The sequence below is a fragment of the Rhodosalinus sp. FB01 genome (genome assembly GCF_041365715.1).
GTDB lineage: Bacteria > Pseudomonadota > Alphaproteobacteria > Rhodobacterales > Rhodobacteraceae > Rhodosalinus.
The window spans coordinates 1-15243 of record NZ_JBGFSH010000019.1 but is presented as its reverse complement, the minus strand read 5'-3'; the positions used below and the strand labels follow the sequence as shown (position 1 = coordinate 15243).

Annotated in this window: 23 protein-coding genes; 14 read left to right on the top strand and 9 right to left on the bottom strand. The window is 64.1% G+C overall.

Translation table 11 applies throughout. The features are described 5' to 3' along the window. Positions 1-170: 170 nt before the first annotated feature. From AB6A65_RS16120 to AB6A65_RS16095, 6 genes are all read right to left on the bottom strand, one after another. Positions 171-1214, bottom strand: a complete 1044-nt coding sequence (locus AB6A65_RS16120; protein WP_371039428.1) for a patatin-like phospholipase family protein — start codon at positions 1212-1214, stop codon at positions 171-173. A 46-nt stretch (positions 1215-1260) separates the two neighbouring features. Continuing rightward, entirely contained in the window at positions 1261-1434 is a 174-nt protein-coding gene (locus AB6A65_RS16115) for an acetoacetate decarboxylase family protein (RefSeq protein ID WP_371039427.1), read from the bottom strand. A 99-nt stretch (positions 1435-1533) separates the two neighbouring features. Next, positions 1534-2343, bottom strand: a complete 810-nt coding sequence (locus AB6A65_RS16110) for a sensor histidine kinase (protein WP_371039426.1) — start codon at positions 2341-2343, stop codon at positions 1534-1536. Continuing rightward, positions 2340-2504 (bottom strand): hypothetical protein, encoded by a 165-nt coding sequence (locus AB6A65_RS16105; protein WP_371039425.1) that lies wholly within the window; start codon positions 2502-2504, stop codon positions 2340-2342. The genes AB6A65_RS16110 and AB6A65_RS16105 overlap by 4 nt, the downstream gene beginning before the upstream one ends. 180 nt (positions 2505-2684) lie before the next feature. Next, entirely contained in the window at positions 2685-3911 is a 1227-nt protein-coding gene (locus AB6A65_RS16100; protein WP_371039424.1) for a fatty acid desaturase, read from the bottom strand. A gap of 33 nt (positions 3912-3944) precedes the next feature. Further along, positions 3945-4187, bottom strand: coding sequence for a hypothetical protein (locus AB6A65_RS16095; protein WP_371039423.1), 243 nt, complete (start codon positions 4185-4187; stop codon positions 3945-3947). A 165-nt stretch (positions 4188-4352) separates the two neighbouring features. On the opposite strand from AB6A65_RS16095, the gene AB6A65_RS16090 reads away from it, so the two are divergent. Beyond that, a complete protein-coding gene (locus AB6A65_RS16090; RefSeq protein WP_371039422.1) occupies positions 4353-5087 on the top strand; it encodes a Crp/Fnr family transcriptional regulator in 735 nt (244 codons plus the stop codon). A gap of 58 nt (positions 5088-5145) precedes the next feature. On the opposite strand, the gene AB6A65_RS16085 is transcribed toward AB6A65_RS16090, so the two are convergent. Continuing rightward, positions 5146-5334, bottom strand: a complete 189-nt coding sequence (locus tag AB6A65_RS16085; protein WP_371039420.1) for a hypothetical protein — start codon at positions 5332-5334, stop codon at positions 5146-5148. Positions 5335-5654: 320 nt separating this feature from the next. On the opposite strand from AB6A65_RS16085, the gene AB6A65_RS16080 reads away from it, so the two are divergent. Beyond that, complete coding sequence (locus AB6A65_RS16080; RefSeq protein WP_371039419.1) at positions 5655-5867, top strand: DUF3185 family protein; 213 nt, start codon at positions 5655-5657, stop codon at positions 5865-5867. Between the two features lie 97 nt (positions 5868-5964). After that, positions 5965-6156, top strand: a complete 192-nt coding sequence (locus AB6A65_RS16075; protein WP_371039418.1) for a Thivi_2564 family membrane protein — start codon at positions 5965-5967, stop codon at positions 6154-6156. A gap of 402 nt (positions 6157-6558) precedes the next feature. Here the strand turns inward: AB6A65_RS16075 and AB6A65_RS16070 are convergent, their stop codons facing one another. Together AB6A65_RS16070 and AB6A65_RS16065 are read right to left on the bottom strand one after the other, a co-directional pair. After that, on the bottom strand, positions 6559-6948 hold the full coding sequence (locus AB6A65_RS16070) for a hypothetical protein (protein ID WP_371039417.1): 390 nt from the start codon (positions 6946-6948) through the stop codon (positions 6559-6561). After that, positions 6945-7364 carry a hypothetical protein gene (locus tag AB6A65_RS16065; RefSeq protein ID WP_371039416.1) on the bottom strand — a complete coding sequence of 140 codons (420 nt, stop codon included), beginning with the start codon at positions 7362-7364 and terminating at the stop codon, positions 6945-6947. Before AB6A65_RS16065 ends, AB6A65_RS16070 begins: the two co-directional genes overlap by 4 nt. Before the next feature lie 313 nt (positions 7365-7677). Here AB6A65_RS16065 and AB6A65_RS16060 point away from each other — a divergent pair, with 313 nt between their 5' ends. The 11 genes from AB6A65_RS16060 to AB6A65_RS16010 all read left to right on the top strand — a co-directional run bounded on the left by AB6A65_RS16060 (position 7678) and on the right by AB6A65_RS16010 (position 15224). Continuing rightward, on the top strand, positions 7678-7992 hold the full coding sequence (locus AB6A65_RS16060; RefSeq protein WP_371039415.1) for a hypothetical protein: 315 nt from the start codon (positions 7678-7680) through the stop codon (positions 7990-7992). After that, a complete protein-coding gene (locus tag AB6A65_RS16055; protein ID WP_371039414.1) occupies positions 7989-8333 on the top strand; it encodes a hypothetical protein in 345 nt (114 codons plus the stop codon). The genes AB6A65_RS16060 and AB6A65_RS16055 overlap by 4 nt, the downstream gene beginning before the upstream one ends. Before the next feature lie 105 nt (positions 8334-8438). After that, complete coding sequence (gene hflK / locus AB6A65_RS16050) at positions 8439-9506, top strand: FtsH protease activity modulator HflK (RefSeq protein ID WP_371039413.1); 1068 nt, start codon at positions 8439-8441, stop codon at positions 9504-9506. Next, positions 9503-10591: a protease modulator HflC gene (gene hflC / locus AB6A65_RS16045; protein ID WP_371039412.1), complete on the top strand. Its 1089-nt coding sequence runs from the start codon at positions 9503-9505 to the stop codon at positions 10589-10591. The genes hflK and hflC overlap by 4 nt, the downstream gene beginning before the upstream one ends. A gap of 23 nt (positions 10592-10614) precedes the next feature. Next, complete coding sequence (locus AB6A65_RS16040) at positions 10615-11076, top strand: phosphate-starvation-inducible PsiE family protein (RefSeq protein ID WP_371039411.1); 462 nt, start codon at positions 10615-10617, stop codon at positions 11074-11076. A 297-nt stretch (positions 11077-11373) separates the two neighbouring features. Further along, positions 11374-11859, top strand: a complete 486-nt coding sequence (locus tag AB6A65_RS16035; protein ID WP_371039410.1) for a hypothetical protein — start codon at positions 11374-11376, stop codon at positions 11857-11859. 256 nt (positions 11860-12115) lie between these two features. Further along, positions 12116-12856: a hypothetical protein gene (locus AB6A65_RS16030; RefSeq protein WP_371039409.1), complete on the top strand. Its 741-nt coding sequence runs from the start codon at positions 12116-12118 to the stop codon at positions 12854-12856. A gap of 34 nt (positions 12857-12890) precedes the next feature. Beyond that, a complete protein-coding gene (locus AB6A65_RS16025) occupies positions 12891-13697 on the top strand; it encodes a transglutaminase family protein (protein ID WP_371039429.1) in 807 nt (268 codons plus the stop codon). Positions 13698-13787: 90 nt separating this feature from the next. Next, complete coding sequence (locus AB6A65_RS16020; protein ID WP_371039408.1) at positions 13788-13967, top strand: hypothetical protein; 180 nt, start codon at positions 13788-13790, stop codon at positions 13965-13967. A gap of 74 nt (positions 13968-14041) precedes the next feature. Then, the gene (locus AB6A65_RS16015; RefSeq protein ID WP_371039407.1) at positions 14042-14575 is read left to right on the top strand and encodes a hypothetical protein; all 534 of its coding nucleotides are present in this window, start codon (positions 14042-14044) and stop codon (positions 14573-14575) included. A gap of 220 nt (positions 14576-14795) precedes the next feature. Continuing rightward, positions 14796-15224: a transglutaminase N-terminal domain-containing protein gene (locus AB6A65_RS16010; protein WP_371039406.1), complete on the top strand. Its 429-nt coding sequence runs from the start codon at positions 14796-14798 to the stop codon at positions 15222-15224. Positions 15225-15243 lie beyond the last annotated feature (19 nt).

The following is a 15243-nucleotide window of genomic DNA, read 5'->3' as shown; positions in this document are numbered from 1 at the left end:
CCGCCAGGTTGCCGAGATCCAGGTCGGTAGTGCCCCGCTGGATGGTGTATGAGGCCACGCGCGGAGCCTTCGGCTTAGCGCAATGCGCGAAACGGGTGCTGGCCGATGTCGGTGTCGATTGCGACAAGGCCGAGCACAGCTTCAACGACTACGACCTTCTCTTGTCTTTTCTATCCCTGGTGCCGGGCCCCGATCCCCTCGAACATCGCGCGCAGATCTACTGTCGAGCGTTCACCGATATCGGTGAAACTCGCGTCAAGCCAGTGCGTGGCGGTGTCGCGGCCCATGTCGCGCAGCATGCTCAGGAAGTCCCATTCCACGTTCATTTTCGAGGAGGCGCCGAGCGGCTTGAGCTCCGCCTGGTTCTCGACGACATGCACGCGCACCTGACGGTAATCGTCGGCCGAGAGCTTGCCCTGGCGGATCAGCCGGTCGACGAAGTCTATCGCGCGCAACTCCTTGAGCAAACTGCCGTTGAAGCTGATCTCGTTCATGCGGTTCTGGATGTCCATCGGGGTCTTGGGCGCGCCCTTGCGCTCGATCGGGTTGACCTGGATCACGACGATGTCGTCGGTGCCGGTCTCGCCATGGAACGGAAACAGCGACGGGTTGCCCATGTATCCGCCGTCCCAGTAGGGGATGCCGTCGATCTCGACCGCCTGGTAGAGATGCGGCAGACAGGCCGAGGCCATCACCATGTCGGCGGTGAGCCCCTCGCGCGGGAAGACCTTGACCTTGCCGGTTTCCACATTGGTGGCCGAGATGTAGAGCTTGAACGCGGTGCATTTGCGCACGGTTTCGAAATCAATGCTCTTCTCGACCAGGTCGCGCAGCGGATTGCTGTTCATCGGATTGAGTTGATAGGGCGAGGCGATCCGCGACAGCGCGTCCATGGCGTGGTATATGGGGTTGTTCTGCAGACCCCAATTGCCCGTCAGCACGTCATAGGGTGTGCGTTTCAGGGGGCTGTGCTTCGCGCCGTCGCTCATTGCGCGCCAGAAGCGATCGAGCGCCGCGCGTGCGCCCTCGGGGCCCTCACGGGTGAAACCGTCGGCCAGCGCCACCGCGTTCATCGCCCCCGCAGACGTGCCCGAGATCCCGGCGATCTGCAGCCGGCCGTCCTCCAGGATGCGGTCGAGTGCCCCCCAGGTGAAGGCGCCATGCGCGCCGCCGCCTTGAAGCGCGAGGTTCACGAGTTTCGTTTTCTGCGCCATGTGGTTGGCTCTTTCGTGGGTCGTGGATGCGCTGACCGCGCGACGCTCAGGCCAGATAGTCGTGGACGACGCGCCCGTAGGGCAGCGCCATGTCGGCGATGATGTGCTGGCCCTCGACCACGCGGCGCACCGGCAGATCGGCGACGGGCGCATTGACATGCGCCACGTGGTGCAGCCGGGCGCGGCCGCGCCGGACGCCCATTCCGGTGATGTCGGTCATCCGCTGACCTGGAAACGCGGGAACTGGCTCTCGATCCGGCGGGCTCTGGTGGGCCGCGCAGGACCGGGCCTCGGACCCGTGCTCGTCACGCGCGCTCCGTCATCTCGCCCCTACAGCGGTGCGCGTTTCGCTCATCGCATCCGCCTCGGGCTCTGCGAGGCTGTCGGGGATCGTGACGCGGAAGCACGCGCCTTCGGCGAGGCCGTGGACGAGACAGATGTCCCCGCCATGGGCGCGGACCAGATCGGCCGCGATCGCAAGTCCGAGGCCGGAGCCGGAGCCGTCCGGACGGGTGGACCCCTGGGACGACAGGAACAGATGCTTCAGCGCATCCTCCGGCACGCCAAGGCCGGTGTCGCGCACGTCGATGGTGCAGCCGGACCCACTGCGCCGGGCATCGACACGGATCTCCTTGTATCGAAAGCCCGGCCCCTCCAGTGCCAGAATGGCGTTTCCGCACAGATTCAGGAGCGTGCGGAACAGATCGTCCGGATTGGCGTCGATCTCGACGGCGGTCGCGACGTTGTTGATCCAGCTTATCTCCGCGCGGTCGAGACCGAGCGTGTTCGCGACCTCGTTCACCAGCGGCGCAAGAGCGAGCCGCTGCCGGTGCGGGCGTCCCTTCGCCGCCGTGTCATCTTTGCGCGATGTCGTGCAGAGCGCGATGGCCCGCTCCAGCGACGCGGTCAGCTTCGGTGCCAGCCGCCGCACTGTCGGGTCATCGACCTGCGCCAGCCGATCCGACAGCAGCTGCGCACATGTCAGGATATTGCGCAGGTCGTGGTTGATCTTGCGCGTGGAAAGGCCGGGTCCTGCCTGGTCCACTTGCCCGTCATCCAGGTTGCCGAAAATACGCATCGTTGCGCCATTCATCCGGTTGTCCGGTGCTTTGAATTGGTCAATGTTCATCCACAATATCCCTTGCTCTCGGTGGTCGAGCCGGACACGGCATCCGCACCGGCGGACACGTCTTCCTCAAGCCCGTCCACGGCGCTGCAGGCCTGCAGCGCGAACGACGCGGACAGGGCCGTCGCAAAGCGCGTGAGCGAGCTGAGCCTGGGCGTCGCCATGTCGCTTTCTCCTTGTGCCGAGACGCGCGCGGCGACCGCCGCGGGCTCTGCCACCGGCACTACGCCGATTGCGCAAAGCGGGCACTTACCTGCATCAGCCTATCGCAGCACCAAATCAGCACCACATCGTTGCCGGCCACAATGTCGATCCCGGCGCGGATCGGCAAAACCGCATACGGCTCAGGCGGAAACCGCCCGGGCCTCGGCGAAGGACAGGAGCCTGCCGCGCTGCTCGTCCCACAGGTGCAGCCGCGCACAGCGAAAGCTTTGCATGAGCGTGATGCGCTTGGAGCGCGCCAGCAGGTCGTGGTCCCTGACCACCTCGCCAAGACGGTAGAACGGGATCCGGCTGGCAAGGTGGTGCACGTGGTGGACGCCGATATTGCCGGTGATCCAGCGCAGGATGCCGGGCAGGGCGTAATGCGAACTGCCGTGCAGGGCCGCCTCCTGGATGTTCCACTCCTCCTCGTGCTCCCAGCTGGTTTCTTCGAACTGGTGCTGGACGTAGAAGAACCAGGTTCCTGCGATCGCGCCCAGAAGCATCGTCGGCAGGAACACGAACAGCAAGACATCCCAACTGCCCAGCCAGACGATCACCGCAAGGACAAGGCCGATGGCGGCATTCGTCGCCATCGCGCTTAGCCAGTAGCGCCAGCCGGAGCGCATCAGGTAGACCGGCAATCGGTGCTGAAGGAAGAACAGGTAGAACGGAACCGCGCCGAACAGGATCACGGGATTGCGGAGAAGACGGTAGAGGGCGCGGCCGAGCCATCCTTTCTCGCGATACTCCCTGACCGTCAGGGTCGGGACGTCTCCGACACCGCGTCGATCGAGGTTGCCAGTCGTGGAATGGTGGATCGCGTGCGTCTTGCGCCAGACGTCGTAGGGCGTCAGCGTAAGCACGCCGAGCCCGCGGCCGATCCAGTCGCACAAGCGCCGATCGCGGAACAGCGAGCCGTGCCCGCAATCGTGCTGAATGATAAACAGGCGGACGAGGAAGGCTGCGTTCGCCAGCGCAAGGGCCATGGCCAACAACGCACTGATCGAGACCAGCCACCACGCCACCCCCCAGATCGCGACGAAGGGCACCAGCGTGACGGTCAGCTCGAAGACGCTACGGGAGGGGTTGGGCTGGCGGTAGGCTGCCAGTGTCCGGGTCCAGTCAGAGGGCCGCAACGCGGTGTCGCTCTGCGGGCCTTGCCCGCCGGCGGCCGGGTCGGCGCAGGACGCGGGCGTCTCGCCCCGGCGTGTCTGTGCCTGCCCGGACTCGTCGTTGTCCGCAGCGGGCTGCCCGGCCTGTGCACCGGATTGCGGCGTGGCGACATGGTTTCCCGCGTCAGCCGGCATGTCCTGATTGTCGGGCCGACCGGCGGCCGGGGTGTCAGCTGGTCTGGTCGCGAATGTCATGGTTGTGCGTCGTCTCCTCTCTGGTCGAGCCTGTCATTCCGGCGGTCTGCGAACGGAGTTGCCGCCAGCGATGATTCGGTTGATGATCGTCGCCACGGTCCGGTGCGCTTCGGTTTCGGCCTCCGTGCCTGTGGCACTCTCGTGGGTCGCCGCGGCATCGCGGAGAACCCCCATGATCTCGCTCTCGGGCAGCAGCTTGTGATCGTTCATGGCAAGCAGCAGCGCCTCGCAGATCGAGAGGGCCGCCATGCCGGCATGATCTGTCTGGTCGGGCATCGTGGGTATTCCTCGCTCCAAACTGGCGTGCACGGCCGTGGCGCGCCGGGATGATCTACCCTTTGTCGCAGGAAATCTGGTATCGTGGACTGATCTGAAGCAGCCGCCGTGCGAGAAAAATCCGGTAGTTTCCCCACCGGGATTGCCAGCAGCGCGAGGGGGCGCATGACCATCGCAGCGAAAAGCCCGCTCACCCGCAAGCTCTCGGCCTTCGTCGCCCTGTCGGAGGTCGAGCTTGCCGTGCTGGAGAGGCTGCACCAGCGCCGCCGGACCTTCGCCGCCGGGCGGGACATGGTGCATCAGGGGCAGTCCGGGCAGGCGGCCTTCATCCTCTCGGCGGGGTGGGTCTGCTCTTACAAGGTCCAGGCCGACGGGACGCGCCAGATAGTCGATTTTCAGATCCCCGGAGATTTTCTCGGGTTGCGCAGCGTTCTCCTGCGCACCTCAGACCACAGCTTCGAGCCCGTCGGGGACATCGAGGCTGCCGAAGTGCTGGCGAGCGACCTTCTCGAAGCGCTCGCCGAGACGCCGCGCCTGGCGACGGCCATCCTCTGGGCGGCGTCACGGGACGAGGCGATGGTGGTCGAGCATCTCGTCAGCATCGGGCGGCGCGACGCGGACGCCCGCATGGCGCATTTCCTGCTGGAACTGGGGTCGCGGCTGGCTCTCGTGGGTCTCGGCGACAGGACCGGCTTCGTCTGCCCGTTGACGCAATATCATCTGGCCGATGCGCTGGGGCTGAGCGCGGTCCATGTGAACCGCGTGTTGCGGCAGCTTCGTGAGCGCGGCCTCGTGACCTTTCGCGACGGCCATGTGACCGTCCACGACATTGGCGGACTGGTGAACCTCGCCGATTTCGATTCCGCGTATCTGGACCAGACGGGCCCCCTGCTCAAATGAGAAGGGCCGCCCTCCGCAATGCGGCGGGCGGCCCGGCGATCGTGTCAGACGACCGGGGTCACCCGAGCGCGTGGCTCGCCGCGTCGAGTTCCTTGTTCGTCTCGGCGTCGTCCTTCGCCGTGTGGGCCTTCTCGGCGGCTTGGTAGTGCTTGAGCGCCGCGTCCTTCTTGGGGCCGGAGGGCGCCTTGTCCCAGGCGGCCTTGACGGATTTCATCTTGTCGGCGGTCGCGGTCTGTTCGGGGGTCATGAGCGTTGTCCTTTCATGGACCGTCCGAGTGCAGGTCGCGTACAAGCGGACAGATCTCATCGAAGACCTGCCCGCCTTGTGCGTAACGAAACCACTCGAACACAGGCCCGCCAACATTTGGCGGGCTGCGTTCTTGTAATCGACGCTTCCACGCCGCCGCACTGACGCAGGTTAGCTTCGACACTCGCGACCCACGTGGCTGATCTACGTAAGTGCAGCCGCACGCGAATCTGCAGTATTTAATCGTGTCAGGGTTATCCGCCGCGCGACAGCGGTCGTGTGACCAGGCAATGGGCAGAAAAGCATCAAGGGATCTCAGCATGACACTGCCAAGCATCATCGGCGCCGTTGCCCTCGTGGTCGGCGTCGCTCTGCTCTTCTTCGCATGGAGGGCATCGAACGCGCCGGTCGAGCAGATGTCGGAGGCTCTGACCGGTCGCTTCACCGGCAATACGATGTGGTATCTGATCGGCGGCGTGATCGGCGTCGTGGCCGGCGGCGGACTGCTGCTGCGCGGCTTTGCCGGCGTCTGACCCGAGTTGCGGCGCCCGGGAAGAGGTCCGGGCCGCCGACCCACGGCGCCGGGCCGCTGGCGGCCCGGCATGATCCACTCACAGGGAGTCCTACTCAATGTCTCTTGTCAATCTGGTCATCACACTTGTCGTCGTCGGCGTCGGGCTGTGGGCTATCAACACCTATGTCCCGATGGACCGCAGGATAAAGCAGATCCTGAACGTGGCGGTGGTGATCCTGGTCGTCCTCTGGCTGCTGCGCGGCTTCGGGGTTCTTGGCGGTGTCGGCGAAATCGGCTTCAGTGGCTGAGGCCGTCCCTGCCGTCGCTGCTGGCCCTGTCAGTGGCGATGACGCCGCCATTCTCGGCGAGGGCCCGGCACCGGATCGTCCTAGCCGCAAACGATGCATCCGTGGACATCCTCCCGGCGGTCATCCGACTGGATGAGGCCGGCTCAAGATTGCCGGGGGCAACAGTATGCCCGAAAACTGGCAACCATCTTCCGGCGCCCCGAATGGTGCAGGACGCCATGTCGGTGGACGTCTTGACGGCACTGCCGCGCTGATCGGCCGGGCCCGCCGAAGCGATACAGGCGATTCCCTGGCGAAGCCATAGGCTGGCTAGCAGCATCGATCCGAGCCGGGGCGAGGCGCCCCGCGGCAGCATCGCGCGGATCCCTCACCATCCCGATCTCACTGCGGGCGCTGCCTGGCCTATCGTGCCGGCGTCTGCTGGTGGGTCAGGCGCAGCCACTTGCCGTCGTCCCTCAGATAGGTCGAGGTGCAGACCGCCTTGCGGATGGGCTCGCCCGCCCGCTCGGCGGAGACGCGGTAGGCGAGAGCGGCGATCTCGCCCTCGCGCGTGAGGTAGCGCTCGCTCATCTCGACGGAGCGCCACCGCTGGGCGACGTCCTTCTCGCGCCAGATCGCATCGCCCTGAAGGATGCCGGCAGGATAGGGAAAGACGAAGACCGCGCCCCGCGCTGTCATCCGGCGCGCGCTGTCCGCACCGCCGGTCCAGAACCGTTCCTCGAGATCCCAGAGGGTAGCGGAATCCTCCGGCGCAGACCCTCCGGCGGGCGGGGCCGGTATTGCGGGCTTCATTCGCCTGTCCCCGACCCGCCGCCGAAGATCATCTGCGCCGCGAGAAGAAGCACGGCAACGATCGCCCAGACCAGACCCGGCGCGAGCGGAGCCCCTTGTGCCGATGCGGGACCGGCCCTGCCGGGACGCGCCGAGCGGTCGGGAAGAAGACGGGCCAGTTCCCGCCCCACCGGGCCATGCGCCTGTCCGAGCGCCGGCACGTCGCGCACGCGCGACAGCAGCGCGCCGAAACGGGTCGCCGCCGCCTCCCGGCCAAGCGTCGCGAGGTTTGCCGCCTCCGCCCAGGGGTCGAGGTTCAATCGCGCAAGTGCCGAGAGAACCGTAACCGGGCTTCCGCGGGGGTCCTCGCCGACGAACGCGTAAAGGAAAGGCTCGAGTTCGGGGGGGTGGGGGTTGAGAACAAATGATTTGGACATCGTGATCGTGCTCCTCGATGGAAGGGGGCGGCCGGCTCGCCGTTTGCGGCATGACGAACGCAGACACCTTCGTGCAGCCATTTCAGCCATTCTACGCACGCGTCGGCCCACGCGCCCTTACACAGGTCAGCCCGGCCGTTCGCTACCCCCGCGCGCCGACGCAGAGCGCGCGCTGGCCCCGGACTAACCTGCGTCAGCACCCGTCGAGCGGCTCTCGCCTACAAGAGGCCAACCGTTCGACCGTCCCGGCGCCGCAACGGCGTCCCGGTAATGGCGATGGACAACGGCTCTGCCAACATCCTGGAGGCCCCGCATGACCACGCGCTCGACCCGATCGACAGTCACCTTCTCCGCCCCGTTCGCCCTCTCGGGTTACCCGGACGAACTGCCCGCTGGCACCTACGAGGTCGTCGTCGAGGAAGAACTCCTGCAGGGGCTCAGCTTCGAGGGCTGGAGACGCACGGCGACCTACCTGACAGTGCGCGGCAGCGGCAGCCATGCCGGACGCAGCGTGTCGCACGCGATCTCGCACAGCGACCTCGAGGAGGCGCTGCGACGGGACGCGGCCACCACCGAGACAAACACTCACAGCGAAGCGGCGCTTTCCCCGCAGGAGGATAGAACATGAACACTCCCGAATGGCTCAAGCCCGGCATCTACGGTGCCGTGATCGGCGCTGTCTTCGTCGGCGTTGTCGGATTTACATGGGGCGGCTGGGTGACCGGTGGCACCTCGAACGACAGGGCGATGGCGATGTCCCGAGACGATGTCGTCGCTTCCATGGTGCCGGTCTGCCTCGACATGGCGCGCTCCGACCCGGCACGGGCGGACAAGATGGAAGCGATCCGTGCTGCCTCGACCTACCAGCGGCGCGACGCGCTCATGACAGCCGGCTGGGCGACCATGCCGGGAACCGATGCCCCGGACCGGGATATCGCGCAAGCCTGCCTGAAGGAACTGGACCTCTGAGGGCATGCCGGTCAGAGCCGACCGAGTGATGGCGCAAAACGCGTCACGCCGTGAAACGCGCGCGACACACACACCAAACGCAAAAACCCAAGCGAGGACCTTTCAATGCCGTCTGATGAGAATGGATCTGGAGACCGTGGACCATGGAAAAACAGGCAGACCCGCGCGCCCCCTGAGGTTGACGCAATTCTTCGAAAGGGCCGGGATCGGCTGCACGGTATCTTGCCGGACGGCCCGCCGCCGGTGAGGCGTCTGGCGATCGGGGCCGCCATCGCGCTTGCGGCAGTCGCGGCCTGGTCCTCCTGGTACACGGTTCCCAGCGACTCGGTCGCGATCGTCCAGCGGTTCGGAAAGTACTCGGCCGAGATCCCGCCGGGGCTGCATTTCAAGATCCCGTTCGGGGTCGACGCGACAACGCTGGTGCCGGTCAAGCGCCAGCTGAAACAGGAGTTCGGCTTCACGACGCCGGGCGCTACGGACCCCTATCAGAGCCCGACCGACGGCCGCCGCGAGACCGAGATGGTGACCGGAGACCTCAACGCGGCGCTTGTGGAGTGGGTGGTGCAGTATCGCATTCCCGAACCGCGCAAGTTCCTTTTCGAGGTGCGCGAGCCGAGCGCGACCCTGCGCTACGTGTCGGAATCCGTCATGCGCGAGGTCGTGGGGGACCGCACTGTCGACGAGGTGATCACCGTCGGACGCCAGGAGATCGAAAGCGAGGCGCTTCTGAAGATGCAGGCGCTTACAACCAAATACGCCATGGGCATCAGTATCGACCAGGTGCAGCTCAAGAACATCAATCCGCCTCAGCCCGTCCAGGCATCGTTCAATGAGGTCAACCAGGCACAGCAGGAAAAGGAGCGGATCATCAACGAGGCCCGCCGCGAATACAACCGGGTCATTCCTCTGGCCGAGGGCGAAAAGGACCAGCGCATCCGCGAAGCCGACGGGTACCGCCTGAGGCGGATCAACGAGGCTGAGGGCGACGCCGCCCGCTTCACGGCGCTTCTGACGGAATATCGTCAGGCTCCCGAAGTGACGCGGCGCCGGATCTACATCGAAACCCTGCAGGATGTTCTGCCGGGCATCGGTTCCAAGATCATCGTCGACGGGTCCACGGCAAGCATCCTGCCGCTGTTGAACCTTAATCGACGAACAGGAGAGACCCCGTGAAGACCATTTCGTTCATTGCCGCGGGGATCGCCCTGGCCGGCGTCGTCACGGCGTCCTCCGCCGTCTATACGATCGGCGAAGTGGAGCAGGCCATCATCACCCAGTTCGGCAAGCCCGTGGGCCCGCCCATCACCGAGGCGGGGCTCAAGGTGAAATTGCCCTTCGTTCAGGAGGTCAACCGGATCGATCGCCGGGTCCTGGAGTGGGATGGCTCGCCGTCGGACATGCCGACCAAGGACAAGCTCTACATCTCCGTCGATCTGTTCGCGCGGTGGCAGATCACCGACCCGCTGCAATACTTCCTGCGCCTGCGCGACGAGCGCAGCGCGCAGTCGCGCCTCGACGATATCCTCGGCAGCGAGACGCGGAATGCCGTCGCGAAGCATGAACTCATCGAGATCATTCGGACGACCAAGGGGCGGACGCCACTGCGCGACAATCTTCTGACGGATCAGGAGCTTGCGCAGGATATCGGCGCGCTCGTTCCCATCACCAAGGGGCGGGCGCTGGTCGAGCAGCAGATCTTCGAGGCGGCGGCCGAGAAGGTGCGAGTCTTCGGGATCGAGCTTCTCGACATTCGTTTCAAGCGCATAAACTACAATGAAAGCGTGCGGCCCAAGATCTATGACCGCATGATCTCGGAACGCCGACAGATCGCCGAACGCTTCCTGTCCGAAGGCAACGGCGAAGCGGCCCGTATTCAAGGCAACAGGGTGCGGGATCTCAACAAGATCCAGTCCGAAGCCTATCGCGCCGTCGAGGAAATCCGCGGCGCCGCCGATGCAGCTGCGGCGGACATCTATGCTGGCGCTTACAATGTCGATGCCGTTTCGGTCGAATTCTTCGACTTCACCCGCACCATGCAGGCCTATGGCGACATGATTTCCGACGACACGACGCTCGTCCTGACGACGGACAGCGACCTGTTCAGATTCCTTCGCGGAATGCAGGTAGAGGCAGACCCCGTTGGCGACCCTCCCGCGGTCCCGGGCGATGGTGGTATAGCGTCAACACACAAAGACCGACCCCAGACAGAAACTGTGGCGCCGATCGTTGCCCGGACAGATGACGAACCCGGCCAGTAGGTTCATGGCTGGAGTTCGTCATCATGGGTAAGGGCCACCTCGACAGTCCATCCGTGGCGGAGACGGACAAGGTCGATGACCGACATGGAGACACCGGGGCGGGGCGCGGTGAACGGCGATTTGCTCTCGGTCTGTTCCATATGATCGAGCGGTTGTTGCTTGTGGTTATTGTGGCCATGACACTTCTCGCTGTTGTCTTCGAGATCCTGGCCATCTATCGGCTTGGAACCATTCTGCTGGCCGATATCCTCCTGATGTTTCTGTATCTGGAGGTGATTGGCATGGTGTCGGTCTACTATGCGCGGCGCAACTCCGTCTTTGTCTATCCGATATTCATCGCCATCACCGCGGTCGGTCGTCTGGTCGTGCTGCAGGGCAAGGAAATGGCGCCGGAAAACATTCTGATCGAGGCGGCCGCAATTCTTCTCCTTTCACTCTCTGCGCTCGTGATAATCTGGGCGATCGGCAAGCAGGGTGCACGATGACCTTCGATCGCATTCAAGACATGCGTCTTTTGCCATCCACCACCCTCGTGGCCAAGAGTTGCTTTCACTGAGGGCTCGAAACTATTCATGGAAGTCGGACTACCGACGCCGGTTTTTCCACATTCGATCGAGACGAGCAGGTGGGATTTTCACGGTCCTAGCCTGCGTCAGCACGCGATGTCGGCCCAACTGGTAAATGCTTCTTAGGGGCTGGACGGTGATGAGGTGACGGCCTGACTGTCGTTGCTCCCACACCTGACGCGCAGGTCACCCCCGCAGAGCGAAGGAGGAACATCCATGTCATCAGTCGAAAGCCTTCCCGGGATCCCCACAGAGGCAACGGATCTCGAGCGGCGCGTACTGGCCCATGAAAGGGTTCTGCAGGCGCTCATCGCCTACATGGCCCGCGCCGAGCCACGTTTCATCGACCACCTGCGAGAACGGTTCGTCCAACCGATGCGGATGGCCCGGCACGAACACGATCACCGCGAAACCGACGACTACGCGGAAGAATTCATTCGCGCCGTGATGCTCCTCGGAGACGTGCGCGCGCCCAAGGCGAAGGAGCCGGACGTGACCGACAAGCAAGCCGTGCCGCCGAAGAGCAGTGGAGGACAAGGTTCTTCCATGAACCGGTCAACGCTGCGAGGCGGGGTTCAGGTACATGAAAGAAATGGCATATGGGAGGTGAGGGTCGATGGCAGGTTTCGCGGCGACTACCACCAGAAGGAACATGCCCTTGCCGCTGCGGCCTTGCACAAGTTGTCGCCCGATGACCGGTAGCACTCATCCGACAGTTCCGCAGGACTTCTCGATCCAGGTGGCCGAGAACGAAGGCATGCCGTCGAAACCGAATTTCACGGTCCCCTCACCACCGTCCGCGCGCACCCGACGTTTGTCCGGAACGCTCACGCTTGGGCTATCGAAGACAAGCGGGGCAACCGACGGACTCTGGTCCGCTAAGGAGGGAGCGCCGATCGGACACCACAAGGAACCAACGAGACATCCCTTGGCGAGGCTGATCGCGAGGACGGCAGTCATGGCCGCTGTGATCGCATCCTTCGCTTTCCCCGTCCTTGCGCAGGATGGCATCGGCCCGATGCCCGAGAACGCCCAGCCGCGCAGCTATGGTGGCGGTTGGGTCTGCGATTTAGGTTACCGGGTGGACGGCGCCGAATGCCTGGCGCTCGATATCCCCGAGCATGCCAATCCAACCGGGCGCTCCTCCGGGAAGGGGTGGGAGTGCGGCCGCGGGTATCAGGAAGTGAGCGGGACGTCCTGCAATCTCATACCGGTGCCCGCCAACGCCTTCCTCCGGTCTTACGGCGACAAGTGGCAATGCGAACGCGGTTACCGGCAAGAGCGCGACGCATGTGTGCCAATCGTCCTGCCCGAGCACGCCTATCTGACAGAAGACAGCTCGGGGACGGGATGGACCTGCGATCGTGGCTATGAGGCCCTTGAAGGGACATGCATGCCGATTGCCGTGCCAGAGAACGCATATCTGACCAACGCAGACTACGGAGCCGCCTGGGCTTGCGAGAGAGGGTTCGTCAAGATCGATGACGGATGCGACGTCATTGTCTTGCCTGAAAACGCGTTTCTCGACCAAGCGCCCTATGGACCAGGCTGGAGCTGTGAGCGTGGGTACGAGCCGCTGAGCGGCGCCTGCGTCGCTATCGATCTGCCGGAGAACGCCTTTCTCGACCGTTCCGGCAACCGATGGAGATGCAATCGAGGCTTCCAGCTTTCCGACGGGGTGTGCATTCTTGGACGGTGATCTTGACATGACAAGGTGCGGCATTGTGTCCGGCATGCGCGTCAGCATAGGGTGTCGTCTGCGATACAGCTTCCCCCATCCGACGCCGCTGATCGCGCTGCTGAACGTCCACTACTCGCGCTTTGGCGATCTGGAGCGCGCCGATTACCTCGTCACGTCGCCGAGCGTGCCGCTCGAAAGCTATCGGGACGGCTTCGGCAACTGGTGTACGCGCCTCGTGGCTCCGGCCGGCGACTTCTGCCTGTCGACGGATGGCATCTTCCGCGACACGGGCCGGCCCGATCCCGTCTTTCCCGACGCGCAACAGCATGCGGTTCAGGATCTGCCATCCGATACGCTCGTGTTCCTACAGGGGAGCCGGTATTGCGAGACCGATCTTCTTTCGGAGGAAGCCTGGCGGCTTTTCGAGACCACGCAACCCGGTTGGTCCCGCGTCCAGGCGATCTGCGATTTCGTGCACGGACATGTCCGCTTCGACTACATGCAGGCGAAGGCGACGCGCACCGCGTCGCAGACAATGACCGAGCGGCAGGGTGTCTGCCGCGACTTCGCCCATCTCGCCATCGCCTTGTGTCGCTGCATGAATATTCCGGCACGCTACTGTACCGGATATCTGAGCGACATCGGTGAACCTCTCCCTCATCCTCCGGGGGACTTCGCCGCGTGGATGGAGGTGTTCCTTTCTGGTGAATGGCACATTTTCGACCCGCGCAACAACAAGCCAAGGTTTGCGAGAATTCTGATCGCGCGCGGCCGCGATGCCGCCGATGTCCCTTTGACCCAGACATTCGGTCAGAACACATTGACGGAATTCAAGGTGTGGACGGATGAATTGGCCTGACTCGCCTCGGCCTCCTTGTCGATGCGCCATCGTAAATCGGGTCTTCGATCCCCATATAGGTAGTACCGATGCCAAGCATCCCGGTCCGTCATGGACGAGGAGATGGCGTCGGCCAATCAAGGGATCGATGACATGTCCTTCAAGGACCTGACCGCCAGGGCTGCGGCCGCAATGAGGCCGACGCCTGCAAAGACCGCCAAGGCTTCTGCCAAGGAGAACGAGTCCAAGGCCGCCGACGACGGAGCGCCAGCGAAATCAAAGACATCTTGAGACCCACACCGGCTGCGCGCCCCCTTTTCAAGGGGCGCGGGCCACCCGAAACAATGAGTGAGAGGATCACGCCAATGGAAGATCTGACGAGCAAGACCGTTGCGGTTTTCTCTCGACCGTTCACCGTTCCGGGTTTTGCCGAGACGCTCCCGGCGGGAGAGTACGAGATCGAGACGGAGTTGGTTTCACCCCCGGATCAAGCGGACCCCGAGGCGTGGAAGGCCTCCGTCCTTGTAAAGCTTCACCCCCGAACATCGCATCCTGGACTTGCGCGGACACTGACCGTTTCCCTTGCCGACCTGGACCATGCACGTGCGAGGGCCAAGCTGACGGGTAAGGCGTTGTCCGATTTCTTCCTCGAGGAAATGTTGGCGGATCCGATGGTGCGCCTCGTGATGGAGGCCGATGGCGTCTCCGAAGCACATCTGCGGCATCTCTATTCAGGCCGCGGGACGCCTGATCCCGATCTGAATATGCCGGCGTCGATGACGACCACCCAAAGGACGCGGTACGATGCGTCAATCCGGGCCGCCGAAAACGAAGGCATGCCTTCAAGGCCGGAAATACCGTCGCGATCGCGCAGCCGCCACTTAGCGGGACAGATTTGATGTCTGGCAAGGCCATGGCGGAAGGCGCAACGCCGTGCATTACGACCGTTCGGGCCCGGCGCGACGTTCCGCAGGAACGCCAATGCCTGCGGTGCGAAACCCATTTCTGGAGCGAAGGGTTCGGAGAGCTGATCTGTCGGCGCTGCAAGGGATTGAACGCCTGGCGAAACGCCGTGCCCGATAGCTCCGGGTCATCGCGCCGCCGCTGATCCGCATCGACTTGCGTGCCGTCTTGCTCGAACCATACTGGACCCCCAAATTTTTGGCCTGCCTCGACATCCTTCACACTACGACCTACCAATACCGTCAGGCGGCCTCTCTCGGACCGCACAGGCTAATGCTGCGTCCACGCGAAACGCGTGAGTTGCGTCTTTTCTCGCACGATCTGTCCATTACGCCGACGGCAGCCGTTACCTGGGCGCATGATGTGGCTGGCAACGCCATCGCCACCGCCGTCTTTGATGGTCCGACAGATCATCTGGTGATCGAGAGCCGCGCTAGCGTGGAACTGAACGCGCCAGCCTGGCCGGTCTTTGCCATCGGTGCCTCGGCTACCAAGTACCCGTTTGCCTACGCCGCCGACGAGTGGACGGATCTGGGGGCTTTGACAGTGCCGCAATACGGAGACGCCCATGACCTGCCCCAATGAAGTGGTCCGGTTTCAGTCT